We start from the raw sequence: 24,587 nt of genomic DNA, 5'->3' as shown, positions 1-24,587 counted from the left end.
GAGGCGGGGAGGAGCGACCGGGGGCCGCCCCTCCCGGATCAGACGAACGCCGCCTGGCCCGTGATGCTGCGGCCCACGATGAGGGTGTTCATCTCGCGGGTGCCCTCGTAGCTGTACAGCGCCTCGGCGTCGGCGAAGAACCGGGCCACGTCGTACTCGAGCACGATGCCGTTGCCGCCCATGACCTCGCGGGCGTACCCCACCGTCTCCCGCATGCGGGCCGTGGTGAACGCCTTGGCGAGCGAGGCGTGCTCGTCGCGCTGGGTGCCCTCGTCGAGCATCTGCGAGCACCGCACCACCATGCCGATCGAGGCGGTGATGTTTCCGATGCACTTCACCAGCAGGTCCTGGATCAGCTGGTGCTTGGCGATCGGCTTGCCGAACTGCACGCGCTCGTTGGCGTACGCCAGGGCGGCCTCGTAGGCGCCGATCGAGTTGCCCACGGCCGCCCAGGCGACCTCGGCCCGCGTCAGGCGCAGCACGGCCGCCGTGCTGCGGAACGAATCGGCCTGCTGCAGTCGGTGGCTCTCGGGCACGCGCACGTCCTCGAGGGTGATGTCGGCGTTCTGGACGATGCGGAGGCTCTGCTTGTCCTCGATCTTGGTCGCCGTGTAGCCGGCGGTGTCGGTCGGGACGATGAAGCCCTTGACCTGGCCGTCCTCGGCGCTCTTGGCCCAGATGATCGTGATGTCGCTGAACGTGGCGTTGCCGATCCACCGCTTGGAGCCGTTCAGCACCCAGTCGTCGCCGTCGCGGGTGGCGATCGTGCGGAGTCCCTGGGCCGAGTCGGACCCCGACAGCGGTTCGGTCAGGCCGAAGGCGCCCACCAGGTCACCGCTCGCCATGCGGGGCAGCCACTCGGCACGCTGTTCGGGCGAGCCGCCGACGCCGATCGAGCCCATCGCGAGTCCGTTCTGCACGCCGACGAAGGTCGCGACGGACGCGTCCACGCGCGCGAGCTCGAGCGCGACCCAGCCGCGGAAGACGGCGGAGTTCTCGAACGGGCGCGTCTCCTCCCACGGCATGCCGAAGAGGCCCAGGCCGGCGAGGCCCTTCACGATCTCGTGCGGGAAGGTCGCGTCGGCCCAGTGGCGGTTCACCCCGGGCTTGACCTCGGTCTCGAGGTAGTGGCGCAGGTCGGCCAGCACGCCCTTCTCGCGGTCCGAGAGGAGGTCCTCGTAACCGTAGAAGTCGCTGACGAGGGAGGTGAACGAGGTGAGGGTCGCTGATGACATCCGTGCTCCATTGCTTCGTGTCGGGACGACAGGAGCCTAGGCAGCGCCCCAGCCGCCGCCAAGGGGTTGGTAGCTTTGATCAACGCCCCGGCGTCGTCGACCTCACCGCTTTGTAGGGGGCGACCAAGCACGACCTCCGACAAGCAGGTAAAGCCATGTTCCTCGCCATCACCAACACGCCCCGCGACTACGCCTGGGGCTCGACGACGGCCATCGCCGACCTGCTCGGTCGTCGACCGAGCGGCCGCCCCGAGGCCGAGCTGTGGCTCGGTGCGCACCCGGGTTCGCCGAGCGTCGTCGTCGCCCCGGCGGTCGTGGGTGGTGCCGACACCCTCGCCGACTGGTTCGCCGCCGAGCCGGGCAGGGCGCTCGGCCGCGACCGGGACCACCTGCCGTTCCTGCTTAAGTTGCTCGCGGCCGACGGCCCGCTGTCCATCCAGGCGCACCCCACCCCCGAGCAGGCCCGCGAGGGCTTCGCGCGCGAGGACGCCGCGGGCATCCCGCTCGACGCCCCCGAGCGCAACTACAAGGACTCCTCGGCCAAGCCCGAGATCATCGTGGCGTTGAGCGACACCTTCGACGCCCTCTGCGGGTTCCGCGAGCCGGCCCGGACCCTGGCCGACCTCGACCTCCTCGACGACGGCTCGGGGCGCCTCGACCTGCTCCGCCGACACCTGGGCGAGTCCCTGCGGTCGACCCTGGCCTTCCTCTTCCAGGGCGACGACGAGTCGTCCGCGGCCATCGCGGCGGTGAGCGAACTCGCCGCCGCCCACCGGGCGGACGGCGCGGGCATCGCCACGGTCGTCGACCTGGCGGAGCGCTACCCCGGCGACCCCGGCGTGGTCGTCTCGCTGTTGCTCAACCGGGTCACGCTGCGTGCCGGGGAGGCGCTGTTCCTGCCCGCCGGCAACGTGCACGCCTACCTGGGCGGCTTCGGCGTCGAGCTCATGGCGCCCTCCGACAACGTGCTGCGCGGCGGCTTGACCCCCAAGCACGTGGACGTCCCCGAGCTGCTGAAGGTGCTCGACTTCGAACCACTGCCCGTCCCCCGTCTCGACCCGACCACGGTCGCCCGGGGGGTCGAGCGCTTCGCGCCTCCCGGCACGGGCTTCGCCATGCTTCGGGTGGACGCCGAGGGCGCGGGGGCCGTCGTCGAGATCGGCGGTCCGAGCATCGTCCTGGTCACCGCCGGAGAGGTCCACGTCAAGGGTCAGGACGGCACCATCCGGCTCGGTCGTGGCGAGTCCGCGTTCGTCACCCCCGACGAGGTCCGACTCGCGATGACCGGCGGCGGCACGGCCTACGTGGCGACGCCGGCCTGAGCCGGGCCGGGCGGCCGGGCGGAGTCGTCCGCTCCGCGTGACGTCCGGCTCCGTGCGCCCCACCCAGCGCTCGTGGTGGCACCCGTGACCCGTCGGGCACCCGATAGGTTGGCCCCATGTCATGGTTGGTCACCGGCGGTGCCGGGTACATCGGTTCTCACGTCGTCCGCGAGCTCACGGGGGCGGGCATCGACGCGGTCGTCCTGGACGACCTCTCGTCCGGCCTCGAGGCCTTCGTGCCCGCCGACGTCCCGTTCGTCCGGGGTTCCCTCCTCGACCGCGAGCTGATCGAGCAGACCATCGACCGGCACGGCGTGACCGGCGTCGTCCACGTCGCGGGCTACAAGTACGCCGGGGTCTCGGTCCAGCGGCCGTTGCACACCTACGACCAGAACGTCACGGGGACCGCCCGCCTCCTCGAGGCCATGTCGAGCCGGGGCGTCGACCGGATCGTGTTCTCGTCCAGCGCGGCCGTCTACGGCACGCCGCCGACCGAACTCGTCACCGAGGACACGCCCAAGGCACCCGCGTCGCCCTACGGCGAGAGCAAGCTGATCGGCGAGTGGCTGCTGCGCGACCAGGGGGTGGCCGAGGGCCTGCGCCACACCAGCCTGCGCTACTTCAACGTCGTGGGTTCGGGTCGGCCCGACCTCTGGGACGCCAGCCCGCACAACCTCTTCCCGCTCGTCTTCGCCGCGCTCGTCGAGGGCCGCGTCCCGCGCATCAACGGCGACGACTACGACACCCCCGACGGGACGTGCGTCCGCGACTACGTCCACGTCGCCGACCTGGCGGTCTCGCACGTCGCGGCGGCCCGCCGACTGGACGCGGGCGAGCCGGTCGAGCCGGCCTACAACCTCGGTTCGGGCGGCGGCGTCTCGGTCGCCGAGATCATGACCGCGATGCGCGAGGGCACCGGCATCGACTTCACGCCCGAGATCGCTCCGCGTCGTCCCGGCGACCCCGACCGCATCGTCGCCGACGGCAGCCTGGCGGCGCGCGACCTCGACTGGCAGATGCGGCACACGCTGCTCGAGATGGTCACCAGCGCCTGGCAGGCCGCGCCTCGCGGCTGACGGTCCACCGCGTACCCGACATCACCCGTTCCCGTCGAAACGTCCCCCGACACGCCGGGGCTCCCTTGCCCCTGATCGGGGGGTGGAGGGTTTATTGGCCCTCGACTTGACGGATGGGTAATGACACCGGTGTAATTACCTTGTCGCGTACATTCACGGGCGATCGACACGAGGGGAGATGCGCTGTGGGCATCCACGAGAACCGCGCCGGCGTCCCGGACGACTGGCACGTCGACCCGATCCAGCTGGGCGTCCCCGGCATCGGATCGTCGTCGCGCACCATCGTCGCCGACGACGAGAACCAGCTGGCCTGGCAGGCGGACTCGCTCTGCGCCCAGACCGATCCCGAGGCGTTCTTCCCCGAGAAGGGCGGCTCCACGCGCGACGCCAAGAAGATCTGCGCCTCCTGCGACGTCCGGGCCCAGTGCCTCGAGTACGCCCTGCAGAACGACGAGCGCTTCGGCATCTGGGGCGGGCTGTCCGAGCGCGAGCGTCGCAAGCTCCGCAAGCGGGCCTGACCCGCGCATCCTCGGCTTCCGACGGCATCGACCCCTCCGGGTCGGTGCCGTTCCGTCGTGATGGCCCGACATCGTCGGGACCAGGAGGCGCGGGTCGGCACGTCTCGCCCGTCGCGTCGGCGCGCCGAGTCGGTGCCCGCGCCGGTGCGACCTAGGCTGCACGAGTCATGCAGCCGAGAGTCACAGCGATCCTCGTCGCCCCTGGTGGAGCGACCTACCTCGACCGAACCCTCGACGGACTGTCGCGTCAGACGCGGCCCCCCGAGGCATTGGTGGTGGTCGACACGGGCGGCAAGGACTCGGCCGCGGGTCGGCTGTCGCTGAGCGGCGCCGCCCAGTTGGCCTCGCTTCCCGACGCGAAGACGTTCGGCGCCGCCGCCGCGCACGGCGTGCGACTCTCCGACCCGGGCGACGGGGACCCCGACGAGTGGGTCTGGCTGCTCGGGCACGACAACGCACCCGCGCCCGAGGCGCTCGAGCGCCTCATGACGACCGTCGAGGTGTCGCCCTCCGTCGCGGTCGCAGGCCCCAAGCTGATGCAGTGGGGCCAGCCCGGTGTCATCGCCGAGTTCGGCGAGACCGTCACCCGGTACGGCGCCTCGCTCGCCCGCGTCGAGAACGAACTCGACCAGGGCCAGCACGACGTCACGGACGACGTGCTCGGCGTCGCGGCGGGGGGCATGCTCGTCCGTCGCACGGTCTGGACCGCCCTGGGCGGCTTCGACCCCGCGCTGCCGCACGTCGACGCCGCACTCGACTTCTCGATCCGTGCCCGCCTCGCCGGTCACCGCGTGGTCCTCGTGCCCGACGCGAAGGTCGACAGTGCCGGACCGCCGGAGGAGTTCGGCCACGGGCCCGTCGGGCACGCCCGCCGGGCGCGCCTGCACCGTGCCGCCCAACTGCACCGGCGCCTCGTCTACTCGGCGGCCGCCCTGTTGCCGCTGCACTGGCTCAGCCTGGTGCCGCTGGCGGTCGTGCGCAGCGTCTGGCACCTGCTCACCAAGAACCCGGGAGCCGTGGTGGGCGAGTTCGCCACCGCGTTCCGGGCTGCCTTCGGCGGCTCGCACGTGCGATCGGCTCGTCGGGCCCTCGCCCGGACCAAGAGCGTCGGCTGGAGCTCGGTGGAGCCCTTGCGCGCGTCCCGCGCGATGCTCCGAGAACGACGGGTCACCGAACGTGACGCACAGGTCGCCGGCGTCGAGGACGCACCCGACCCCCGGGCGAGCTTCGTCCACTCGGGCGGCCTCTGGGTCGTGCTGGTCACCGCCGTCGTCGGTGTGGTGGCGTTCCTGCCGCTGCTCGGCAACCCGGCCGTCACGGGTGGGGGACTCCTGCCGCTCAGCACCTCGGTGGGTCAGCTCTGGTCGTCGGTGGGCTACGGCTGGCGCGAGATCGGCACCGGGTTCCTCGGCCCCTCGGACCCGTTCGCCGCGCTCGTCGCGGTCCTCGGCAGCCTGACGCCCTGGTCGCCGTCGACCGCGGTCCTCGGGGTCTACCTCGTGGCCCTGCCGCTCTCCGCGCTGGGCGCGTGGTTCGCCACCCGCCGCGTGACCCGCCGCACCTGGGTGCCGGCCGTCGCCGCGGCGCTGTACGCCCTCTCGTCCCCGCTGCTCTCGGGTCTGCAGTCCGGTCACCTCGGTGCCGTCCTCGCGCACGTGGCGCTGCCGTTCCTCGTCTGGGCCATGATCGGGGCCGCGAGGTCGTGGACGGCCGGGGCCACCGCCTCCTTGCTGTTCGCCGTCGTCGCGGCGGCCGCTCCCTCGCTCGTGCCGGCCCTCCTCGTCGGTTGGCTCGGGTCGATCGTCAGCCGCCCCCGCGGCACCCATCGCCTCGTGGCGGTGCCGCTGCCCGCGCTGGCCCTCTTCGCGCCCCTCGTCGTCGCCCAGCTGCAGCGGGGCACATGGTGGGCCGTGTTCGCCGACCCCGGAGTCCCCACGAGGTCGGACCCGGCCTCACCGCTGCAGCTGCTGCTCACGTCCCCCGAGACGGGCCTCAACGGCTGGACGGCACTGATCGCCGGGACGGGTTTCTCGTCCGCCACGCTCGCCGTCCTGGTCGCCGTCGCGATCGCCCCACTGGCGCTGCTCGCCGTGGCCTCGCCGTTCGTCGGCTCGCAGCGCCGCGCGGTCCCCGCCCTCTCGCTCGCCCTGCTCGGCTACCTGACGGCCGTCGCCGCGACCCACGTGTCCGTCACGGGCGTCGGCAGCGACACGACCACGATCTGGGCCGGCAGCGGACTGAGCCTCTACCTGTTGGGGCTCGTCGGCGCCGCGGCCGTGACCCTCGACCGGCTGCCCCGGGTCGCCCCGCCGGCCGGCGCCCTGGTCGCCGTGCTGGCGGTCGCCGCTGCGGCCCCCACCGTGATCGCGTCGTTCGGCCCCGTGGCCGACGTCCGTCCGAGCTCGGGGCGCATCCTGTCGGCCTACGTCACCGCCGAGGCCGAGGCGACACCCGACGTCGGGACGCTCGTCCTCACGCCCCAGTCGGACGGCTCGCTCGCCGTGTCGCTCGAGCACGGTCAAGGAGCGACGCTCGACGACCAGTCGACGCTCGACTCGACCGCCCCACGCCTCACCTCGGTCAACGAGGACCTCACCGTCCTGGCCGGCAACCTCGTCAGCCGCAGCGGTTTCGACCCGACCGACGACCTGCGTCGACTGGGCGTCGGGTTCGTGTTGCTGACGGCCACCGACGACGACGGCGACGCCGACCGACTCGGCCAGCGTGCGGGCGAGGCGCTCGACGCCGACGCCGACTTCCTGCCGGTGGGCGACACGTCCAACGGCCTCCTCTGGCGTTACGTGGAGGCGCAGGACGAGCGCGAGGCGCGTCCGGCTGCGGGACCGCTGCGACCGATCGTCCTGATCAGCTGGGGACTCGTCTTCGGTTCCGCCCTGTTGCTCGCCATCCCGACGTCGCCGCGACGACGTCGATCCCGGGCCGGGACGCCCGAGGCCGAGCAGCCCGCCACGACCTTCGACGAGGAGCGAGATGAATAAGCGATCGGTCTTCTCCACGACGGGACGCGTCGCGGTCGGCGTCGTCGGTCTGGCCGTCGCCGCCGCGGTCGTCGGCGGTGCCACGGTCGTCCGCCTCCCCTCCTTCGAGACGGTGCCGGCGGGGCAGCTCGTGACGCCCGTGCCGGTCGACCAGCAGCGGGTCTGCACCGGTGCCCTGTTGCAGCTCTCGGACGCCGAGGGGCAGCAGGCCACGACCGCGAGTTCGGTGGGTCGAGCGGCCGTGGCCCGGGAGTCGAGCGAGGGCGACGTCGACGTCGACGAGCTCGCCGGTGCCGACGGCAGCGACTCGCGACCGTCCGTGGTCACGGCACCCGTCGAGGGCGCCGACGTGCCCCTCGTCGCGGCCGCCCAGAGCCAGTCGGTCGACGAGGGCGACCTGCGCGGCTTCGCCTCGGCACCCTGCACCGAGCCCACCAGCTCGACCTGGCTGATCGGCGGCTCGACCGAGACGGGACGCGTGTCGCTCATCAGCCTCGTCAACCCCAGCGACGTCAACGCCACCGTCGACCTCGACATCCGTTCCGAGACCGGCGAGGTGCAGGGCCCCGGAATCGACGGGATCGTCGTCGCGCCCCGCAGCCAGAAGGTGGTCCCGCTCTCGGGCTTCGCGACCGGACTCGTCTCGCCGGCCGTCCACGTGTCGAGTCGCGGCGGGCAGATCGTCGCCACGCTCCAGCAGAGCGTCGTCCGCACCCTCGAACCGGGTGGGGTGGACATCGTGACGGGCTCGGCCGCGCCGTCTCGCGAGTCGGTCGTCACGGGGATCGTCGTCCGCGACTCCGCCAACCTCGAGGGAGCACTCGCCGACCCGTCGTCCTCCGACCTCCAGTCGGTGCTGCGCGTCCTCGTCCCGGGCCAGGGTCCCTCGCAGCTGAGCGTCTCGTTGGCCACCGACGACGGCACCGGCACCTCGTTCGAGACCCGGGTCGAAGGCGGGCGCGTCACCGACGTCCCGATCGACGGGCTCGAGGACGGCGTCTACACGGCCACCGTCCGGTCGTCGACGGCCGTGGCCGTGGCCGCCCGGACCTCCACGGTCGCCGCGGACGCGGGAGGCGTCGACCTCAGCTGGGCCGCCTCGTCGCCCCGTCTCTCCGGTGACACCGAGGTGGTCGTGCCCGACGGCGAGGGCGGACGCCTCTGGCTCGCCAACCCGGGCCAGGACGCCGTCACGGCCGAGGTCACGGTGGGCGACGGCGACGAGCGGGACGTCGAGGTACCCGGTGGGTCGACGGTCGGCGTCGACGTGCAACGGGGCGACGCCGTCCGGCTCGGGAACGCCGACGACCTGCGCGCGGGCGTCAGCTTCTCGGCCCCCGGAGCCGTCGCCGCCTGGCCGGTGACCTCGCCGCTGCCGGCGTCCACCCCGGTGACCGTCTACCCCTGACGTCGGGGGCACACACCCCGACGACCCCGACGACCCCGTCGCGCGTCAGCCGTCGCGCCAGCGGTCGGGAGCGAGCTCCCACGGGTCCTTGCCGAGGAGGTCCGCGACGGCCCGGAACACGTAGCCCTCGACGAGCACCCGGTGGTTCCACTCGTCCTCGGCGGCCCCCCGCCGGTCGTGCGAGGGGGCGAGCCGTTCGATCGGCAGGCGGTACAGCACGACCCGGCCGGCGGCCCGGTCGACGGACCACCGTTCGACCCGGGTGCGGTCCGGTTCGGCGGGGAGGCCGGCGACCTCGAACGACGTGTCGGCGAGCTCGTCGGGCCACGCCTCGCGGAGGTAGTCGGCGGTTGCGGCGACGATGTCGTCGAAGAGGTCGACCCTCGTCCGCAGGAAGGGCAGGTGAGGCCCGGCGGCGGACGACCGCAGCCCGCGTCCATGGCGGTCGCGCCGACGGGAACGGTCGGTGACGCGTGCGCGGCGGGGCCTGCTCATCAACCCATCGTAGGCCCGCCCAGGAGGCGCGGGTCGGCCCCCGAGGACCCTCGCGATAGTCTGTCGGGCAGATGAACGGTCGACCCTGCAGCAAGGTGACGTGCCACGACGAGGCCGTCGCCACGCTGACCTACGTGTACGCCGACTCGATGGTCGTGGTCGGGCCCTTGAGCGACCGCGTCGAGCCGCACGGCTACGACCTGTGCGCCCGCCACGCGGGCTCGTTGTCGGTCCCGCAGGGCTGGGAGGTCCTGCGCCGGGTAGTTTTGGGTCATGACCTCTGAGAACGCCCCCGTCGACCTGACCGCCTTCGTCAAGACCTACGACGTCCGGGGACTGGTGGGCACCCAGCTCACCGACGAGGTGGTCGAGGCCTTCGGTGCGGCCTTCGCCGACGAGATCGACGGCGCCGGCCACGACCTGGTCGTGGGTCACGACATGCGGGACTCCTCGCCGGGCTTCGCCGAGGCCTTCGCCCGCGGGGCCCGGGCCCGGGGTGCGAACGTGGTCGCCCTCGGCCTGTGCTCGACCGACGAGTCGTACTTCGCCTCCGGCTCGCTCGACGCCCCGGCGGCCATGTTCACCGCGAGCCACAACCCGGCCACCTACAACGGCATCAAGATGAGCAGGGCCGGCGCCCAGGGCATCAGCCTCGACACGGGGCTGTCCTCGATCCGTGACCGCGCCTCCTCGTTCCTGGCCGACGGCATCGAGGCCGTCGCCGAGCCGGGCGCCGTGCGGGAGCACGACGCGTTGCCGGGCTACGCCGCGTACCTCCGCGGTCTCGTGGACCTCGCGGGCATCCGGCCCATCAAGGTCGTCGTCGACGCCGGCAACGGCATGGGCGGGCTCACCGTCCCGGCCGTGCTGGGCGAGGCCGCCGGGCTGCCTGAGCTGCCGATCGAGATCGTCCCGCTGTACTTCGAACTCGACGGCACCTTCCCGAACCACGAGGCCAACCCCCTCGACCCGGCCAACCTGGTCGACCTGCAGAAGGCCGTCCTCGAGCACGGGGCCGACCTGGGCCTCGCGTTCGACGGCGACGCCGACCGCTGCTTCGTCGTCGACGAGAAGGGTGACGCCGTGACCCCGTCGGCCGTGGCGGCGATCGTCGCCGTCCGCGAGATCGCGCGCGTCCGGGCCGCCGAGCCCGACGTCGAGATCTCGGTGATCCACAACCTCATCACGTCCCGCGCGGTGCCCGAGGCCATCGAGGCGGCCGGCGCGACGCCGGTGCGCACCCGCGTCGGCCACTCGCTCATCAAGGACGAGATGAGGGCGACCGGGGCCATCTTCGGGGGCGAGCACTCGGCGCACTACTACTTCCGCGACTTCTGGAGCGCCGACAACGGCATGCTGGCCGCCATGCACGTCCTGGCCGAGTTCGGGTCGCAGGCCGAGCCCCTCTCGACCCTGACCGACCGGTACACGCCCTACGCGGCGAGCGGCGAGATCAACTCGACCGTCACCGACGTGCCGGCGGCGTACGCCCGCATCGTCGAGGCCTACACCGGGGTCGGCGAGTTCGACGAGCTCGACGGCCTCACGGTCAGTGGTTCGTCCGACGACGGGTTCTGGTGGTTCAACGTCCGGCCGTCGAACACCGAGCCGCTGCTGCGCCTCAACGCCGAGGCGGCGACGCCCGCCGGCATGGAGCGCGTCCGCGACGACGTGCTCGGGCTGATCCGCGGCTGACGGTCGGCCGGGTGCGGCCGAACGGGCGGAGCGGTTACCCCCTGGGGGTATCCTGGCGGGACCGGTCGACACGGCGTGACCGGACGACACACGAGGAGGCGCGGGTGGCGCAGCAGGGTGAGCACGCGACGGCGACGCACGTCGGCTACAGCGGCGACAAGGAACAGATCGTCAAGCGCCTCCGCCGCGCCGAGGGCCAGGTCCGGGGCATCCAGCGCATGGTCGAGGACGACACGTACTGCATCGACGTCCTGACGCAGGTCAGTGCGGCGACCCGTGCCCTCGAGACCGTGGCGCTCCAGTTGCTCGAGGACCACCTCGCCCACTGCGTCGCCCAGGCGGCCCGAGAGGGAGGCGACGTCGCGGACGCCAAGGTCCGCGAGGCCTCGGCGGCGATCGCGAGGCTCGTCCGGTCCTGACGCGGAGGCCGGGGTCGGCGGCGACGCGGGTCAGCGCCGGGGGAAGCCCCGGACCGTCTCGGTCAGCGCCGGGGTGAGGCGGTCGAGCAACGCGGACTCGCGAGCGAGGGCGGCGGACTCACGCCGACGCCGGAGCGCCGAGACGCCGGCCAGGAGGAACTCCGGGTCGCCGGACGGCACGGGCGAGACGTAGGGCGTGGTCTCGGCCGCCAACTCGTCGGCGACGCGTCGCCGACTGGCCGGGGAGAGCTGCGGCGCCTGCTGCAGGAACGACGCGATGCGACGGGCCAGGCCGTCGGGCAGGCGCCCGACGTCCGCGATCTCGGCCCACCCCTGCAGGTGCGCCGGCACGCCGTAGACCACGTGAGCGGCCTTGGGCACGCGTTCGTTGCGACTGTACGTGCCGGCCATGAGGTCGCCGAGACGCCGCGACGAGCCGTTCAGCAGGGCGACGACGACGGCCAGGCCGCCACTGGTGAACACGATCTCGAGCAGCCCCACCAGCGCTCGGGTGAGGGCGTGGCGCAGGCCGATCGCCCCTCCGTCGGTGCGGACGATGCGCGCGCCCACGGCGAGTCTGCCCAGGGACCGCCCGTGGCTCGCGGTCTCGACCACCGTCGGCACGACGATGAAGCAGATGGCGATCGACGCCACGAGGAACGCCTGTGACAGGGCGTCGTCGAGCACCCCGCCGTCGTTCAGCAACGAGACGAGCACCAACGCACCGACGAGCAGCAGGGCGTAGGCCAGGTAGTCGATGAGCACCCCGGCCGCGCGCAACACGAAGCTCGTCGGTCGGAGGTCGAGAGCGACCGCCTCGCCCGTGACCAGTTCGTCCCCACCCGCCGTGAAGGCCTCGACCTGGTCGGGTCGCAGCACCACCGGGGAGGCGCCTCGTGCCTTCGTGCGGGACATGCCTAGTATCTAAGCAGAATGGACATCGACGCCTACGCCGCCGCTCACGGCCACGACTGGGCCGAACTCGAGCGCCTCGCCCGGCGCGGGCGACTGAGCGGGCCCGAGGCAGACGAGCTCGTCCGCCTGTACCAGTCGGGGGCCGGGCAACTGTCGGCGCTGAAGACCGCCACCGGCGACTCGGTGGTGGCCGACCGGCTCTCCATGACCCTGTCGCGAGCACGCCTGCGGTTCACGGGCGCGGGCCGCAACCTGTTCAGCCAACTGCCGACCTTCTTCGTCGCGCAGCTGCCGGCCGCCCTCTACCGCGTGCGGTGGCTGTCGCTCGTGTTGACGCTCGTGACGGTGGTCGTCGCGGCCGTCTTCGCGATCTGGGCCGCGAACACACCCGCACTTCTGGCCTCGTTCGGCAGCGAGGAGTTCCGCCGGCAGTTCGCCGAGCAGGACTTCGTGAACTACTACTCCGAGAGCGCCTCGACGTCGTTCACCGGCCAGGTGTGGACGAACAACGCGTACATCGCGGCGCAATGCGTGGCGTTCGGCATCACCGGGGTCTGGGTTCCCTACGCGATCCTCAGCAACGCCATGAACGTCGGGATCTCGGCCGGGCTCATGGCCGACCAGGGGCGGCTGGACCAGTTCTTCCTGTACATCGCTCCGCACGGTCAGCTCGAGCTCTACAGCATCTTCGTCGCCGGGGCGGCCGGTCTGATGATCTTCTGGTCATGGGTGGCGCCCGGTGCCCGCACCCGGGCGCAGGCGTTGGCTCAGGACGGACGCGCGCTCGTGACCATCGCGGTCGGGTTGATGCTCTCGTTGTTGGTCTCGGGCGTCATCGAGGGGTTCGTCACCCGGCAGGCCTGGCCCTGGCCGATCAAGATCGGCATCGGCACCGTGGCCCTCCTGGGGTTCCTGGCCTATCAGTGGCTGCTCGGCGGACGGGCCCACCGGGCGGGACAGACCGGCGACCTCGACGAGTTCGAGGCCGGGGCCACGCAACTCGTGGCCGACTGATCCCGCGTCGTCGGCCACCGAGCCTGCGTCAGAGGCGGCCGGCCGCCTTGAGCGCGAGGTAGCGGTCGGCGAGGGCGGGGGGCAGGTCGGCCGGCGCTCCGGTCACGACGTCGGCGCCGACCTGACGCAGGGCGGCGGCGACCCGGCCCTGGTCGAGTCGGGTCCGCTCGGCCGAGGCGGCCCGGTAGACCTCGTCGCGGGTGCCCCGTCGCACCACCGTCTCGTCGAGGGCCGGATCGGTGACCGACGCGACGACCACGAGGTGCTGGCGGGTCAGTTGGGGGATCGCCGCCAGCAAGGAGCGGGAGGCGCCGGGGCTGTCGACGGTGGTCGCGAGGACGACGAGCGCCCGACGGGACGTGACCGAGCGGACGAGGGCCGGCACGGCGGCCCAGTCGGTCTCGACCAGTTCGGGCTCGACGAGGGCCATGGTCTCGACCATCGACGAGAGCAGGGCGGGCCCGGTCGCGCCCTGCACCCGACCCCTGACCCGTCGGTCGAAGAGGACGACGTCGACCCGGTCGCCCGCCCGCGAGGCCAACGCCCCGAGCAGCAGTGCCGACTCGAAGGCCGTGTCGAGCCGCGGTTCGTCGTCGATGCGGGCCGCGGACGTCCGACCCGTGTCGACCACGACGACCACCCGACGGTCGCGCTCGGGCCGCCAGGTGCGCACGACGAGGTCGTCGCGGCGTGCGGTCGCCCGCCAGTCGATGGAGCGGACGTCGTCCCCTCGCACGTACTCGCGCAGGCTGTCGAACTCGGTGCCCTGGCCGCGGATCATCACGCTCGTGCGCCCGTCGAGTTCTCGGAGACGGGTCAGACGGGACGGCAGGTGCTTGCGCGACGAGAACCGCGGGAGCACGCGGACCGCGCCCGGCACCTCGTGCGTCGCCTGTCGACCGGCGAGCCTCAGGGGACCGACCGTGCGGACGGTGACGCCGTCGGCGCGGCGTTCGCCCCGGCGGAACGGGGTCAGCGTGACGGTGAGCGTCGCGGCCCGCCCCGGACGCAGGGACAGGCGACGGCGGGTCGGGGTCGCTCCGGCCGACGGCTGCCATGCGTCGCGCACGAGTCCGCGCAGCGTGCGTCGGCCGTCGTTCACCACGGTCAGCCGGGCGGGTGCGCTCTCGCCGAGACGGATCGCCCCCGGCAGTTCGCGCCGGATGGTGAGCGACCGGGGCGACGCCGCGAGGGCCACGTCGAGCACCGTCAGCACGGCGACGACGCCGAGCCAGCCGACGATCGCCCACCCGCTGCCCGTCAGGACGACGGGCACGACGCCGAGCGCGACGAGCGCCACGAACCAACCGGTGATCGCCATGGCTAGAGCGGGACCCGGACCTGCTGCAGCACCGAGCGGACGATGGCGTCGGCGTCGACGCCCTCGAGCTCGGCTTCGGGCCGCAGCTGCAGGCGGTGTCGTAGTACGGGCAGGGCCATGGCCTGGACGTGGTCGGGCGTGACGTGGTCGAAGCCGGTCAGCCACGCCCAGGCCTTCGAGGCGGCGAGGAGGGCCGTCGACCCTCGGGGGCTCACGCCGATCTTGACCGACGGGCTCTCGCGCGTGGCCCGGGCCAGGTCGACCATGTAGGCGAGCACGTCGGGGGAGGCACCGACCCGGGCCACCTCCGCCTGGGCGCGGGCGAGGTCGTCGGGCCCGAGGACCGGGGTCACGCCCGCGGCTCGCAGGTCGCGGGGCGAGAAGCCGGCGGCGTGACGGCCGAGCACCTCGACCTCGGCCTCGCGCGGCGGCAGGTCGAGCGTGAGCTTCATCAGGAAGCGGTCGAGCTGGGCCTCGGGCAGCGTGTAGGTGCCCTCGTACTCGACGGGGTTCATGGTGGCCGCGACCAGGAACGGGGTCGGCAACGCGCGACTGACGCCGTCGACCGAGACCTGGCGCTCCTCCATGGCCTCGAGCAGCGCCGACTGCGTCTTGGGAGGCGTGCGGTTGATCTCGTCCGCGAGCAGGACGTTGGTGAACACCGGCCCCGCCCGGAACTCGAACTCGCCCGACTTCGCGTCGTACACGAGCGATCCGGTGATGTCGCCGGGCATCAGGTCGGGCGTGAACTGCACGCGGGCGGTGTCGAGCGAGAGCGAGTGGCTGAGGGCGCGCACCAGCAGGGTCTTGGCCACGCCGGGGACGCCCTCGAGCAGGGCGTGACCCTGGGCCAGCAGGGTCACGATCAGGCCCGTCACGGCACCGTCCTGGGCGACGACGGCCTTGCCCACCTCGGTTCGGACTCGGGCGAAGGTCTGGTGCAGTTCTGAGCTCATCTGGTGGTCTTCTCCGGGGTGGGGGTCGATGCGGGGGCGATCGGACGAGGCGGGGGAGGCGCGGGGCGGGTCACGACGGAGTCGTCGCCCGACGGACCGCACCCTCGAGGTCGAGCAGGCTGTCGCTCAGCGCGACGAGCTCGCGGTCGTCGACCGGGTCGGCGTCGACGAGAACGTGCCGCAGGCCCCGGGGGTCGGCCGAGATCAGTGCGGCCACCCGGGCGACGATCTCGTCGACCGACGCGGTCGTGGACAGACCCGTCGTGCGCGCGAGTCGCCCGAGCGTGCCGATGCGGAGCTGGTCGAGGGCATGGCGGCGCTGCCCGGAGCGCTCGTAGAGGCGGGCGCGCCCCTCGGTGGTCTCGGAGGCCTTGACGGTGACCGGCAGCCGCTCGACGACGAGAGCTCCGAGGCGTCGACCCCGCCACACCATCGCGGCCACTCCGGCCAGGAGGAGCACGACCAGCGACGGCGTCACCCATGACGGCGTCAGCGTGGCGAGAGTGCCCTCGCCCTCGGGCAGGTCGCCGGCCGAGGGCAGGTACCAGGTCAGCTCGGAGGACCCGCCGAGCAGCGCGAGTGCGAAGGCCGCGTCGTCGTGCGTCCCGATCGAGCCGTTGGTCAGGGCGTCCGTGGCTCCCAGGACGGACACGCGCGTGTCGCCGTCCTCCAGCTCGACGAGCCCGTAGCCGTCGTCGGTCGGCAGGCAGCGGACGGCGCCGGGGGCGTCGACGTCGTACGCGACGCCCGCGACGTCGACCCGGGACGTCTGCGCGAGGGCCGGTGACGAGCAGGCGGGCCCGGCCGTGCCCTCGTCGACCGGGCCGGTCGACGCGACGCCCGCGGCCACGGCGTCGAGCGCGGCGGGCCCCGGGGCGGGGAGCACGAGGTGGGAGGTCGCCGTGACGAGACGCCCCCACTGGTCGCCGACTAGGAACCCCGAGGCGTCGTCGACGAGGAGCGTGCCGCCACCGGACCCGAGTCGGTCCAGGGTCTTGTCGAGGGTGGTCGTGACGGTCACGTCGACGCCCTGGCGGCCGAGCACCTCGACGAGTGCCTTGGCCCCGCCGGGGGCGGCGTTCGCGGGGCCGAGGGCGCGGCCTTCTCCCGAGCCCGAGCCCACGAGGAGAGCCGCCCCGACGCCGAGGGCCAGGACGAGGGCGAGTGCGACCCAGAACCGGGCACGTCGGACCGACACCGCGACGGTGGGGGTCGAGACGGAGGTGGGCGCCTCGGACGGTGCGGCGGCGGTCACGCGGGCACCCGCCGGGACGAGGTGACGCGCCGGTCGAGCTCCGTGACGGCCCGGTAGTCCTCGTCGGTGCCCGGGCGGTCGAGGTAGCGGACGCCGTCGAAGGCCGTGGCGGCGTCCGCGAAGTCGGCCCGGAGGTCGGGGAAGACGTCGCCCGCCCGGCGGGCCACGTCGCGTGCGGTGGTGCCGGGGGAGACCGCGACGTCGCCCCGCTCGGCCAGCGAACGGGCGATCGCCCGGAAGGCCTCGGCGACGGCGAGCGTCATATCGCCCCGGGAGGCCGCCTCCCGGGCCGCGGCCCGCATGGCGTCGGCGTCACGGACGTCGTCGTCGCCGAAGAGGGCGAGGTCACGCGCGGACCGGCGGTTGAGTCGCGGCACCCCGTAGACGAGCAGCACGACCACGACGACCACCACGACGACCGCGAGCAGCACGATCAACGCGACCGCCGGCGCCCCCTCGGTCCCTCCGAACCGGATCGACCCCAGCCAGTCCCAGAACGCCTGCGCCGCACGGTCGAGCCAGGACGGCTGCGCCGCCACGTACTCGGGCCCGGTGAGTTCGCGCAGGACCTCGCGCCGGGCGTCGTCGGCGTCGGGGGTCAGGGGAGGCCCGGCGGCGAAGGGCAGCGGGCTCACCAGCGCGGTGCTCCCGGGTGCGTCGTCGGCGGGACCGGGGCCTCGGGCGTGCGGTACGGGTCGGGCTGTCCTCCGACCGCCCGCCCGCCGCGCTCGACGTAGCGCACGAGTTCGAGGTCGAGCCCTTCGGTGCGGATGCGTCGGTCGACGTAGACGAGGCCGGCCGACGCCGCCTGCAGCACGGACCCGATCGCGCCGATGACGGCCGTGATGCCGAGGGTGACGGCGTAGGTGCCCGCCGTGAGGGCCAGGAAGGTCGGGTCGGTCACGTCCCCCGTCGGCGCGAGCGTGCCCGTCAACACGCTGAACAGCACCGAGAACGGCGTCGCGACGACCTGCGACGCGACCTGGACCATGAGGAACACCAGGGCGATCACGCCGAAGGTCCGCCAGAAGGAGGCGCGGGTCAGCGACCACGAGCGCCTCACGGCCGCGCCCAGCGTCAGCCGTTCGAGCATGATGGCGCTCGGCACGAGGGCAGTCTTCACGGTCAGCCACACGCCGAGGACGAGGAGGCCCAGGCCGAGGAGGACCGCGAGCACGACGCCGACGGCGATGCTCGGCCCGGAGCCGACGGCCACGCCGACGACGACGACGCCGGCCACGAGCGCCAGCGCCACGACGTAGGCGACCGTGAGCAGGGCGGACCACCCGACGAGCGTGCCGACGCGGCCCTTGGCCATCGCCCAGAGGCCGCCGAGTCGGAGCTTCTCCCCGAGCGTCTGCCGCGAGGTCTCGAGCACGAAGAGCCCCTGCAACAGGGCCGTGACGATCACCTGCAGGGCGATCGGCACGAGGGCCGACGCGGCGACGACGGCGACGGCGCCGGCAAGGACCGCGTCACGGTCCCGGGGGAGGGCCTGCTCGACGCGTCCGAAGGCGAGGAAGGCGCTGCCGCCGGTGATCACCACGGTCACCACGAGCAGGACGACCTGCGACAGCAGGGCCGTGCCGAACGTGGTCCGTGGGTTGCGGCGGAAGACCTGGAACGAGGCGCCCAGGATCTCGCCGAAGGTGAGGGGGCGCAGCGGGACGAGGCCCGGCTTCGGCGGCGGAGCCCAGCCGGGTGCCGGCGGGGTGGTGCCGCCCGGGGCGGCCCCCGGGACGGGCCCCGCGGGGAGCGGGCCGGGTGACGTGGGGTCGACGCGCTCGCCCCAGCGCGGCGGGGACGTGTCGCCCCCCGGTGTGCTCCAGGCGTTCGGATCGCTCATGGTCCCCCTGGTCGTCCTGACCGTGAGGTCGTCCTCACGAGTGTGTTCATGTTTCCACACCGGACCGGGCGCTGCCAGCCGACGAGCGCCTCCTGCACTAATCTGTCCTGACGTGCCGCCTCCCGAGCGGCCCAGCCCAGACGGAGAACATGAACCCGCGCATCCTCGTGGTCGACGACGACCCGGCGCTCGCCGAGATGATCGGCATCGTCCTTCGCGCCGACGAGTTCGACCCCCACTTCTGCGGCGACGGCGCGGCCGCCCTCGAGGCGTTCCACGAGGCCTCACCCGACCTCGTCCTGCTCGACCTGATGCTGCCCGGCCTCGACGGCATCGAGGTCTGTCGCCTCATCCGGGCCGAGAGCGGCGTGCCGATCATCATGCTGACGGCGAAGGGCGACACGGCCGACGTGGTCCGCGGTCTCGAGAGCGGGGCCGACGACTACGTGGTCAAGCCGTTCAACCCGAAAGAACTCGTCGCGCGCATCCGCACCCGGCTCCGCCCGGCCACCGAGCCCACGAACGACGTGCTCACGGTGGGTGACCTCCGCCTGGACGTCGCCGCGCACGAGGTGCGGCGCGGTGACACCCCGATCGCCCTGACCCCGCTCGAGTTCGAGCTGCTGCTCGCGCTCGCCTCGAAGCCGCAGCAGGTCTTCACGCGCGAGATGCTGCTCGAACAGGTCTGGGGTTACCACTACAAAGCCGACACCCGTCTGGTGAACGTGCACGTGCAGCGGCTTCGCGCCAAGGTGGAGCACGATCCGGACGCGCCCCGCATCGTCACGACCGTGCGCGGCGTCGGGTACCGCGCCGGCGCGGGTTCGTAGCCCGGTCGGGTGGCGCTCGTGTCGACGGTCGCGGGGCCCGACCAGGGCGGACCCGTCCGCTCGGGCGGTCCGTGGTCGTGGCGGGCGCCGGCGTGGCGCACGTGGCCGACCCGGGTGGTCGGCTTCTGGCGGTCGTCGTTGTCGTTCCGCACCGTCGCGCTCACGGTGGTGCTGTCGACCGTCGCCGTGACCGTGATCGGCACGCTCATCTCGGTGACGATCGGCACGAGCCTCTACGACCAGCGCCGGGAGCAGGTCGAGGCCGAGAGCGTCCGGGCGACGCTGCTGGCGCAGAACATCTTCGACTCGGCCACCGCCACCGAGGACGCCAACCAGGTCGAGCTCGACGCGCTGCAGAACGAGGCCCAGACCGCCATCCTGGGTTCGACCTCGAGCCCGGGTGGGACGAGCATCGCGATCCTCCGGACCCCGGGGCAGAACAGCCCGCAGACCATCCAGAACATCGCCAGCCCCGACTTCCCCGACTCCGTGATCTCGCCGGCCCTCCGCGAGGCGGTGGCGGCGGACGACGAGCGCCTCTCGATGCAGTCGGTGTCGCTCCCTCCGACCTCGCAGGGCGGGGGCTCGCCGGGCATCGCGGTCGGCTCGACCCTGCAGGTGCCCACCGCGGGCCAGTACGAGCTCTACCTCGTCTACGACCTCAGCGACGCGCAGGCCACGCTCGACCTCATGCAACGGACCCTCGGCATCGGCTCGCTGGCGCTCGTGCTGTTGATCGCGGCCATCACCTACCTCGTCGTCCGCCTGGTCGTGGGGCCGATCCGCACGGCGGCCGAGACCAGCCAGAAGATCGCGGCCGGCCACCTGGAAGAACGCATCCCCGAGAAGGGGCAGGACGTCGTGGCCACGCTCGGGCGCTCCTTCAACGGGATGGCCGACGCCATGCAGCGCCAGATCTCGCAGCTGGCCGAGCTGTCGCGCGTCCAGCAACGCTTCGTGAGCGACGTCTCGCACGAGTTGCGGACGCCGCTGACCACGATCCGGCTGGCCGGCGACGTCCTCTACGACCAGCGCACGTCGTTCACGCCCTCGGCCGCCCGGACGGCGGAGCTGCTGCACACCCAGGTCGACCGGTTCGAGCTGCTCCTCGCCGATCTGCTCGAGATCTCGCGGTTCGACGCCGGTGCCGTCGAGCTCGAGACCGAGCCCGTCACGGTCGTCCGTCTCGTCGAGGACGGTGTCGACGAGTTCGGGCCGCTCGCCGACGGGTCCGGCAGCGTCGTCTCGGTCGTCGCCCGGGGCGGGTACTTCGAGGCCGAGATCGACCCGCGGCGGCTGCGCCGCATCCTGCGCAACCTGCTGGGCAACGCCATCGAACACGGCGAGGGGCGGCCGATCGAGGTCGAGGTCGACAGCGACGCCACGGCCGTCGCGGTGGCCGTCCGCGACCACGGTGTGGGCATGAGCCCGGCCGATGCCTCGCGCGTGTTCGACCGGTTCTGGCGGGCCGATCCCTCTCGCAAGCGCACCATCGGGGGCACCGGGTTGGGCCTGGCGATCAGCCTCGAGGACGCGGCCCTGCACGGCGGCCGGCTCGAGGTCTGGTCCGAGCCGGGCTCGGGCAGCCGGTTCGTCGTCACCTTGCCCCGCGTGGCGGGCGGTCGCATCGAGGGGGCGCCCCTGCCGGTCGTGCCGCCGGACCGTCGGGGCGAGACGACCGTGCCGGTGACGGGCGAACCGTGGTCGGGTTCGGTCCCGGTGGCCGAGACGCCGAGCATGCCGATCCCGTCGCGGTCCGCGGGGGGTGCCGACGATGACTGACCCACGACGGAACGCCCGGCGGGGCCGCCGGTCCGTGGTGCTGGCGGCCCTCGTGGGCGCCGCGATCACCCTGACCGGGTGCGTCGGCATCCCGGACGCCGGTCAGGTGCAGCAGGGCGACACCGTCAGCGACGACGTGGTCAGCGACTTCGTGTTCCGGCCCAACGGGCCGGTCGCCGGCAGTTCGCAAGAGAGGCTGCTGCGCGATTTCCTGTCCGCGGGCACCGGATCCCAGGACAACTACGGGGTGGCCCGGCAGTTCCTCAGCACCGGCTTCGCCGACGAGTGGGAGCCGCGGGCCAGCGTCACCATCAGGCCCGGGGTCGGGTCGACCTCGCGGGTCGGCGGGTCGACGCTCGACTACGCGTTCGTGGGCTCGGCGACGGTCGACTCGGCGGGGCACTACACGCCGGCCACGTCCTCCACGACGACGTCCCTGGCGTTCTCCTTCGTCCGCGAGGGCGGCGAGTGGCGCATCAGCGACGCCCCCGATGGCATCGTCCTCTCGCCGGCCACGTTCGACTCGGTCTTCCGGTCGCACGCCGCCTACTTCTACGACCCCACCTTCACCTATCTCGTGCCCGACGAGCGGTGGTTCCTCGCACGGTCGTCGACGAGCACGCGCCTCGCGACGGCCCTGCTCGACGGACCGTCGGACTGGTTGCAGGGGGCCGTCGTCTCGGCCTTCCCCGAGGGCACCCAGCTGTCGTTGACGGCCATCACGGTCGACGACGGGACGGCCCGCGTCGACCTCACCGCCGACGCCCTCGAGGCGACGCCCGCCGCCCGGGCCCGGATGCAGGCGCAACTGCTGGCGAGCTTCTCGACCCTGGCGACCGTCACCGCCGTCGAGCTCAGCGTCGAGGGCGCTCCTCTGAGCGTGCCGGCCATGCAGCAGCCCGTGCCGGTGCGCGACCCCGCGGTCGACGCCCGGCCCCTCGTGCTGGCCGACGGCGTGCTGGGATTCGCCACCTCGAGCGCCACGAGCCAGCTCCCGGGCCTCTCGGACGCGGTGGAGGCGCTCCGCCCCCGGTCGGTCGAGCTGTCCGCAGACCAGACGGCCGCCGCCGTCGGCACCTCGTCGGGCGCGTACGCGGTCACCTCTCAGGGAGGAGCCCGGTTGGTCGACGCCCGGACCGGACTCGTCGCCCCCTCGCTCGACGACGCGGGATTCGTCTGGTCGCTCGTCGCCGACGACCCGACGAGCCTCACGGCGTACGCCCTCGACGGCACGCCCCACCCGGTGGTGACGTCGCTGCCGGCGGGGCCGAGCGTCACGACCTTCCGCATCTCGCGCGACGGCACCCGCGCGTTGCTGCTGCTCGACGACCAGGGCGAGTCGCGCCTCCTCGTGGCCGCCGTCGTGCGGGACGCCGACGGGGTCCCGCTCCGGCTGGGCCCGACCCTCGAACTGTCGGCTCCGGACGGCGCCCCCGTCGACGCGACCTGGGCGGACCAACTGACCGTCGCCGTCCTGACCACCGTCGGGGAGTCGTCACGGGTGACGATGTCCGAGGTCGGCGGGGACTCCTCGAGCGCCGGCCGTCCGTCGGGCGAGGCGGTCGCGATCGTCGGGGGCAACGGCTTCGACCGACTGCTGCTGCTGGGTGCCGACGGCGACGTGCTCGAACCCCGGGGCAGCAGCTGGCAGGCCACGGGGTTGACGGCCGACCTGGTGGCGACCCAGCGCTGACGCCCCGGGTCGCCTCCTCCCCAGCTCAGGTGGGGGGTCGGTCGTCCTCGTCCGACGACGGAGGCGCGGCGGGCGCACCCGGGGGAGTCCACGCTGTCGGTGTGCCCCGGTCGCCTCGTCCCCGTCCCGCCGTCGATGCGCGGGACGCCCTGGGGCGGGCCGTCCGCGAGGCGCTGTCCGTCGTGTCGCCCGTCTCGTGCGCGGGCTGCCACGCCCCGGACGTCGGCCTGTGCGGCGACTGCCGGGGTCGGCTCGTCCCCGAGGTCGTCCGGATCGACCTCCCCGACGGGCTGACCGTCTTCGCCGGACTCGTCTACGCCTTCGAGGCGCGGGGCGTCGTGTTGGCCTTCAAGAACGGCGGACGCGTGCGCCTGGCCGAGGTGCTCGCCCCGGCTCTCGGTGCCGCCCTCCGGTCCTGTGCCGGTCAGGTGACGGCCGAGGGGGCACCCGACGGGGACGCGCGCCCGGGCGGTCGGTCGCTGCTGGTCGTCCCGGTGCCGGCGTCCCGACGGGGGCGGCGTCGGCGGGGCTACGACCCGGTCGACCTGGTGCTGCGCCGGCTCGGTCTCGTGGTGGGCTCGCGCGTCCTCGTGCCGACGGCGCGGGCCGGCGGCGGACAGAAGGGCCGCGACCGACAGCAGCGTCTGAGGGACCGCGAGGGCAGCCTCCGCGCCACCCGCGATCTCACGGGGTCGCGGGTGGTCCTCGTCGACGACGTCGTGACGACCGGGGGCACCCTCCAGGAGGCGCGTCGTGCGCTGGTCGCCCGGGGAGCGATCGTGGTCGGTGCGGCGTGCGTGGCCGCCACCCCGTCGGGCTCGGGTGCCGGTCGCCCCTGAGCGAACGGTGAACGGTGCGTGACACGGGGGTGTCCGGGTGGCTACGGTGGGGCGAAAGGCGTGAAAGGACATCCGCCTGGCTGACAGGCGGCACGTCGATAGCCACAGGAGGTCGTCATGGAAATTTCCGTCACGGGTCGAAACGTCGGCATCACCGATCGTTTCCGCGAGTACGCCACCGAGAAGGCAGACAAGGTCGCGGCGCTGGCCACGAAGGCCCTCGCCCTCGAGGTCAAGGTGTCGCGGCACCACGAGAAGTCCGGCGGGCAGGCGGGCGACGACCGGGTCGAGATCACGCTGATCGGCCCCGGCCCCCTCGTGCGGGCCGAGTCCACGGCCGCCGACAAGTACGCGGCGTTCGACCTCGCGATCGGTCGGCTCCTCGAACGGGTGCGCCGGGCGAAGGACCGGCAGAAGATCCATCGCGGGCAACACCGACCGACGTCGCTGCGCGAGGCGGCCACGGCCGACTTCAGCGGCGTGGGCGTCACCCCCGCCGCGGCGGAGACGCTCGACCAGGTCCGCACCGGGGCCGTGACGGTGGTGGGCGACGAGGCCCCCGCCGACGAGCTCGAAGAGGAGTACTGCCCCGTGGTCATCCGCGAGAAGGTCTTCGCGTCGACGCCCATGTCCGTCGACGACGCGCTCTACTACATGGAGCTCGTCGGCCACGACTTCTACCTCTTCATCGACGCCGAGACCGAGCGTCCGAGCGTCGTGTACCGCCGGAAGGGCTGGGACTACGGCGTGATCGGGCTCGACCAGGACTCGCCCGACCTGCAAGAGACGGCGACGGCCCTGCGGGCGGGTCTGGCGAGCTGACCTCCTGACCCACCGGGTGGCCGACACCCCGGGAGGCGCGGGCACGTCCCTGTCGCCTCCCAGGGGGTCGGCCACTACGCTTGCTACGATCGTGGGCCGGTCCAGGACGGACCTTCGACACCTCGGTGCTCCGATGCGGATCACCTC

Annotated in this window: 22 protein-coding genes; 14 read left to right on the top strand and 8 right to left on the bottom strand. The window is 73.1% G+C overall.

The genetic code is table 11. The features are described 5' to 3' along the window. Nucleotides 1–38: 38 nt before the first annotated feature. Entirely contained in the window at nucleotides 39–1,235 is a 1,197-nt protein-coding gene (locus tag QRN23_RS06090; protein WP_056046317.1) for an acyl-CoA dehydrogenase family protein, read from the bottom strand. A 155-nt stretch (nucleotides 1,236–1,390) separates the two neighbouring features. Between QRN23_RS06090 and manA the strand changes: the two genes are divergently transcribed. The 5 genes from manA (at nucleotide 1,391) to QRN23_RS06065 (ending at nucleotide 8,558) form a co-directional block, all read left to right on the top strand. Then, complete coding sequence (gene manA / locus QRN23_RS06085) at nucleotides 1,391–2,557, top strand: mannose-6-phosphate isomerase, class I (protein WP_123570424.1); 1,167 nt, start codon at nucleotides 1,391–1,393, stop codon at nucleotides 2,555–2,557. A gap of 116 nt (nucleotides 2,558–2,673) precedes the next feature. Continuing rightward, nucleotides 2,674–3,633, top strand: coding sequence for a UDP-glucose 4-epimerase GalE (galE, locus tag QRN23_RS06080; RefSeq protein WP_285062895.1), 960 nt, complete (start codon nucleotides 2,674–2,676; stop codon nucleotides 3,631–3,633). Between the two features lie 185 nt (nucleotides 3,634–3,818). Then, a complete protein-coding gene (locus QRN23_RS06075; RefSeq protein ID WP_173151170.1) occupies nucleotides 3,819–4,151 on the top strand; it encodes a WhiB family transcriptional regulator in 333 nt (110 codons plus the stop codon). A 167-nt stretch (nucleotides 4,152–4,318) separates the two neighbouring features. Then, on the top strand, nucleotides 4,319–7,150 hold the full coding sequence (locus tag QRN23_RS06070) for a glycosyltransferase family 2 protein (protein ID WP_285062893.1): 2,832 nt from the start codon (nucleotides 4,319–4,321) through the stop codon (nucleotides 7,148–7,150). Further along, entirely contained in the window at nucleotides 7,143–8,558 is a 1,416-nt protein-coding gene (locus QRN23_RS06065) for a DUF5719 family protein (RefSeq protein ID WP_159825352.1), read from the top strand. The genes QRN23_RS06070 and QRN23_RS06065 overlap by 8 nt, the downstream gene beginning before the upstream one ends. 45 nt (nucleotides 8,559–8,603) lie before the next feature. Here the strand turns inward: QRN23_RS06065 and QRN23_RS06060 are convergent, their stop codons facing one another. Then, complete coding sequence (locus tag QRN23_RS06060) at nucleotides 8,604–9,053, bottom strand: metallopeptidase family protein (RefSeq protein WP_056046308.1); 450 nt, start codon at nucleotides 9,051–9,053, stop codon at nucleotides 8,604–8,606. 71 nt (nucleotides 9,054–9,124) lie between these two features. Between QRN23_RS06060 and QRN23_RS06055 the strand changes: the two genes are divergently transcribed. From QRN23_RS06055 to QRN23_RS06045, 3 genes are all read left to right on the top strand, one after another. Further along, complete coding sequence (locus QRN23_RS06055; RefSeq protein WP_056046306.1) at nucleotides 9,125–9,337, top strand: DUF3499 family protein; 213 nt, start codon at nucleotides 9,125–9,127, stop codon at nucleotides 9,335–9,337. Next, nucleotides 9,327–10,748, top strand: a complete 1,422-nt coding sequence (locus QRN23_RS06050) for a phosphomannomutase/phosphoglucomutase (protein ID WP_056046304.1) — start codon at nucleotides 9,327–9,329, stop codon at nucleotides 10,746–10,748. Before QRN23_RS06055 ends, QRN23_RS06050 begins: the two co-directional genes overlap by 11 nt. 167 nt (nucleotides 10,749–10,915) lie before the next feature. Further along, nucleotides 10,916–11,167: a metal-sensitive transcriptional regulator gene (locus QRN23_RS06045; RefSeq protein ID WP_233568399.1), complete on the top strand. Its 252-nt coding sequence runs from the start codon at nucleotides 10,916–10,918 to the stop codon at nucleotides 11,165–11,167. A gap of 30 nt (nucleotides 11,168–11,197) precedes the next feature. Here the strand turns inward: QRN23_RS06045 and QRN23_RS06040 are convergent, their stop codons facing one another. Next, nucleotides 11,198–12,082, bottom strand: a complete 885-nt coding sequence (locus tag QRN23_RS06040) for an RDD family protein (RefSeq protein ID WP_082460291.1) — start codon at nucleotides 12,080–12,082, stop codon at nucleotides 11,198–11,200. Nucleotides 12,083–12,100: 18 nt separating this feature from the next. Here QRN23_RS06040 and QRN23_RS06035 point away from each other — a divergent pair, with 18 nt between their 5' ends. Continuing rightward, nucleotides 12,101–13,096 carry a stage II sporulation protein M gene (locus QRN23_RS06035; RefSeq protein ID WP_173151161.1) on the top strand — a complete coding sequence of 332 codons (996 nt, stop codon included), beginning with the start codon at nucleotides 12,101–12,103 and terminating at the stop codon, nucleotides 13,094–13,096. Nucleotides 13,097–13,124: 28 nt separating this feature from the next. On the opposite strand, the gene QRN23_RS06030 is transcribed toward QRN23_RS06035, so the two are convergent. From QRN23_RS06030 to QRN23_RS06010, 5 genes are all read right to left on the bottom strand, one after another. Beyond that, nucleotides 13,125–14,417 carry a DUF58 domain-containing protein gene (locus QRN23_RS06030; protein WP_285062888.1) on the bottom strand — a complete coding sequence of 431 codons (1,293 nt, stop codon included), beginning with the start codon at nucleotides 14,415–14,417 and terminating at the stop codon, nucleotides 13,125–13,127. Between the two features lie 2 nt (nucleotides 14,418–14,419). Continuing rightward, nucleotides 14,420–15,373 carry an AAA family ATPase gene (locus QRN23_RS06025; protein WP_285062886.1) on the bottom strand — a complete coding sequence of 318 codons (954 nt, stop codon included), beginning with the start codon at nucleotides 15,371–15,373 and terminating at the stop codon, nucleotides 14,420–14,422. A 70-nt stretch (nucleotides 15,374–15,443) separates the two neighbouring features. Then, nucleotides 15,444–16,628, bottom strand: a complete 1,185-nt coding sequence (locus QRN23_RS06020) for a DUF4350 domain-containing protein (protein ID WP_285062885.1) — start codon at nucleotides 16,626–16,628, stop codon at nucleotides 15,444–15,446. Then, nucleotides 16,625–17,263, bottom strand: a complete 639-nt coding sequence (locus tag QRN23_RS06015) for a DUF4129 domain-containing protein (RefSeq protein WP_123570414.1) — start codon at nucleotides 17,261–17,263, stop codon at nucleotides 16,625–16,627. The genes QRN23_RS06020 and QRN23_RS06015 overlap by 4 nt, the downstream gene beginning before the upstream one ends. Then, nucleotides 17,260–18,474, bottom strand: coding sequence for a hypothetical protein (locus tag QRN23_RS06010; RefSeq protein WP_159826195.1), 1,215 nt, complete (start codon nucleotides 18,472–18,474; stop codon nucleotides 17,260–17,262). Before QRN23_RS06010 ends, QRN23_RS06015 begins: the two co-directional genes overlap by 4 nt. A 149-nt stretch (nucleotides 18,475–18,623) precedes the next feature. Between QRN23_RS06010 and mtrA the strand changes: the two genes are divergently transcribed. From mtrA to hpf, 5 genes are all read left to right on the top strand, one after another. Beyond that, the gene (gene mtrA / locus QRN23_RS06005; RefSeq protein WP_056046282.1) at nucleotides 18,624–19,304 is read left to right on the top strand and encodes an MtrAB system response regulator MtrA; all 681 of its coding nucleotides are present in this window, start codon (nucleotides 18,624–18,626) and stop codon (nucleotides 19,302–19,304) included. 9 nt (nucleotides 19,305–19,313) lie between these two features. Then, a complete protein-coding gene (mtrB, locus tag QRN23_RS06000) occupies nucleotides 19,314–21,086 on the top strand; it encodes an MtrAB system histidine kinase MtrB (RefSeq protein ID WP_285062881.1) in 1,773 nt (590 codons plus the stop codon). Beyond that, complete coding sequence (locus QRN23_RS05995) at nucleotides 21,079–22,779, top strand: LpqB family beta-propeller domain-containing protein (RefSeq protein WP_285062878.1); 1,701 nt, start codon at nucleotides 21,079–21,081, stop codon at nucleotides 22,777–22,779. Before mtrB ends, QRN23_RS05995 begins: the two co-directional genes overlap by 8 nt. Nucleotides 22,780–22,880: 101 nt before the next feature. Continuing rightward, nucleotides 22,881–23,618 carry a ComF family protein gene (locus tag QRN23_RS05990; RefSeq protein ID WP_285062876.1) on the top strand — a complete coding sequence of 246 codons (738 nt, stop codon included), beginning with the start codon at nucleotides 22,881–22,883 and terminating at the stop codon, nucleotides 23,616–23,618. A 117-nt stretch (nucleotides 23,619–23,735) separates the two neighbouring features. Beyond that, nucleotides 23,736–24,440 (top strand): ribosome hibernation-promoting factor, HPF/YfiA family, encoded by a 705-nt coding sequence (gene hpf / locus QRN23_RS05985; protein ID WP_056046276.1) that lies wholly within the window; start codon nucleotides 23,736–23,738, stop codon nucleotides 24,438–24,440. Nucleotides 24,441–24,587 lie beyond the last annotated feature (147 nt).

The sequence above is a fragment of the Frigoribacterium sp. ME-P-080 genome (assembly GCF_030209595.1).
Classification (GTDB): Bacteria; Actinomycetota; Actinomycetes; order Actinomycetales; family Microbacteriaceae; genus Frigoribacterium.
This window is presented reverse-complemented; position numbering and strand designations above follow the sequence as displayed.

What these genes read in the sequence shown, in the direction of transcription:
- QRN23_RS06055 (WP_056046306.1), top strand. Translation starts at nt 9,125, where the DNA reads ATGAACGGTCGACCCTGCAGCAAGGTGACGTGCCACGACGAGGCCGTC.
- galE (WP_285062895.1), top strand. Translation starts at nt 2,674, where the DNA reads ATGTCATGGTTGGTCACCGGCGGTGCCGGGTACATCGGTTCTCACGTC.
- QRN23_RS06070 (WP_285062893.1), top strand. Translation starts at nt 4,319, where the DNA reads ATGCAGCCGAGAGTCACAGCGATCCTCGTCGCCCCTGGTGGAGCGACC.
- QRN23_RS06050 (WP_056046304.1), top strand. Translation starts at nt 9,327, where the DNA reads ATGACCTCTGAGAACGCCCCCGTCGACCTGACCGCCTTCGTCAAGACC.
- QRN23_RS06030 (WP_285062888.1), bottom strand. Translation starts at nt 14,417, where the DNA reads ATGGCGATCACCGGTTGGTTCGTGGCGCTCGTCGCGCTCGGCGTCGTG.
- QRN23_RS05995 (WP_285062878.1), top strand. Translation starts at nt 21,079, where the DNA reads ATGACTGACCCACGACGGAACGCCCGGCGGGGCCGCCGGTCCGTGGTG.
- QRN23_RS06065 (WP_159825352.1), top strand. Translation starts at nt 7,143, where the DNA reads ATGAATAAGCGATCGGTCTTCTCCACGACGGGACGCGTCGCGGTCGGC.
- QRN23_RS06040 (WP_082460291.1), bottom strand. Translation starts at nt 12,082, where the DNA reads ATGTCCCGCACGAAGGCACGAGGCGCCTCCCCGGTGGTGCTGCGACCC.
- QRN23_RS06025 (WP_285062886.1), bottom strand. Translation starts at nt 15,373, where the DNA reads ATGAGCTCAGAACTGCACCAGACCTTCGCCCGAGTCCGAACCGAGGTG.
- QRN23_RS06060 (WP_056046308.1), bottom strand. Translation starts at nt 9,053, where the DNA reads ATGAGCAGGCCCCGCCGCGCACGCGTCACCGACCGTTCCCGTCGGCGC.
- QRN23_RS06090 (WP_056046317.1), bottom strand. Translation starts at nt 1,235, where the DNA reads ATGTCATCAGCGACCCTCACCTCGTTCACCTCCCTCGTCAGCGACTTC.
- mtrA (WP_056046282.1), top strand. Translation starts at nt 18,624, where the DNA reads ATGAACCCGCGCATCCTCGTGGTCGACGACGACCCGGCGCTCGCCGAG.
- hpf (WP_056046276.1), top strand. Translation starts at nt 23,736, where the DNA reads ATGGAAATTTCCGTCACGGGTCGAAACGTCGGCATCACCGATCGTTTC.
- QRN23_RS06010 (WP_159826195.1), bottom strand. Translation starts at nt 18,474, where the DNA reads ATGAGCGATCCGAACGCCTGGAGCACACCGGGGGGCGACACGTCCCCG.
- QRN23_RS06035 (WP_173151161.1), top strand. Translation starts at nt 12,101, where the DNA reads ATGGACATCGACGCCTACGCCGCCGCTCACGGCCACGACTGGGCCGAA.
- manA (WP_123570424.1), top strand. Translation starts at nt 1,391, where the DNA reads ATGTTCCTCGCCATCACCAACACGCCCCGCGACTACGCCTGGGGCTCG.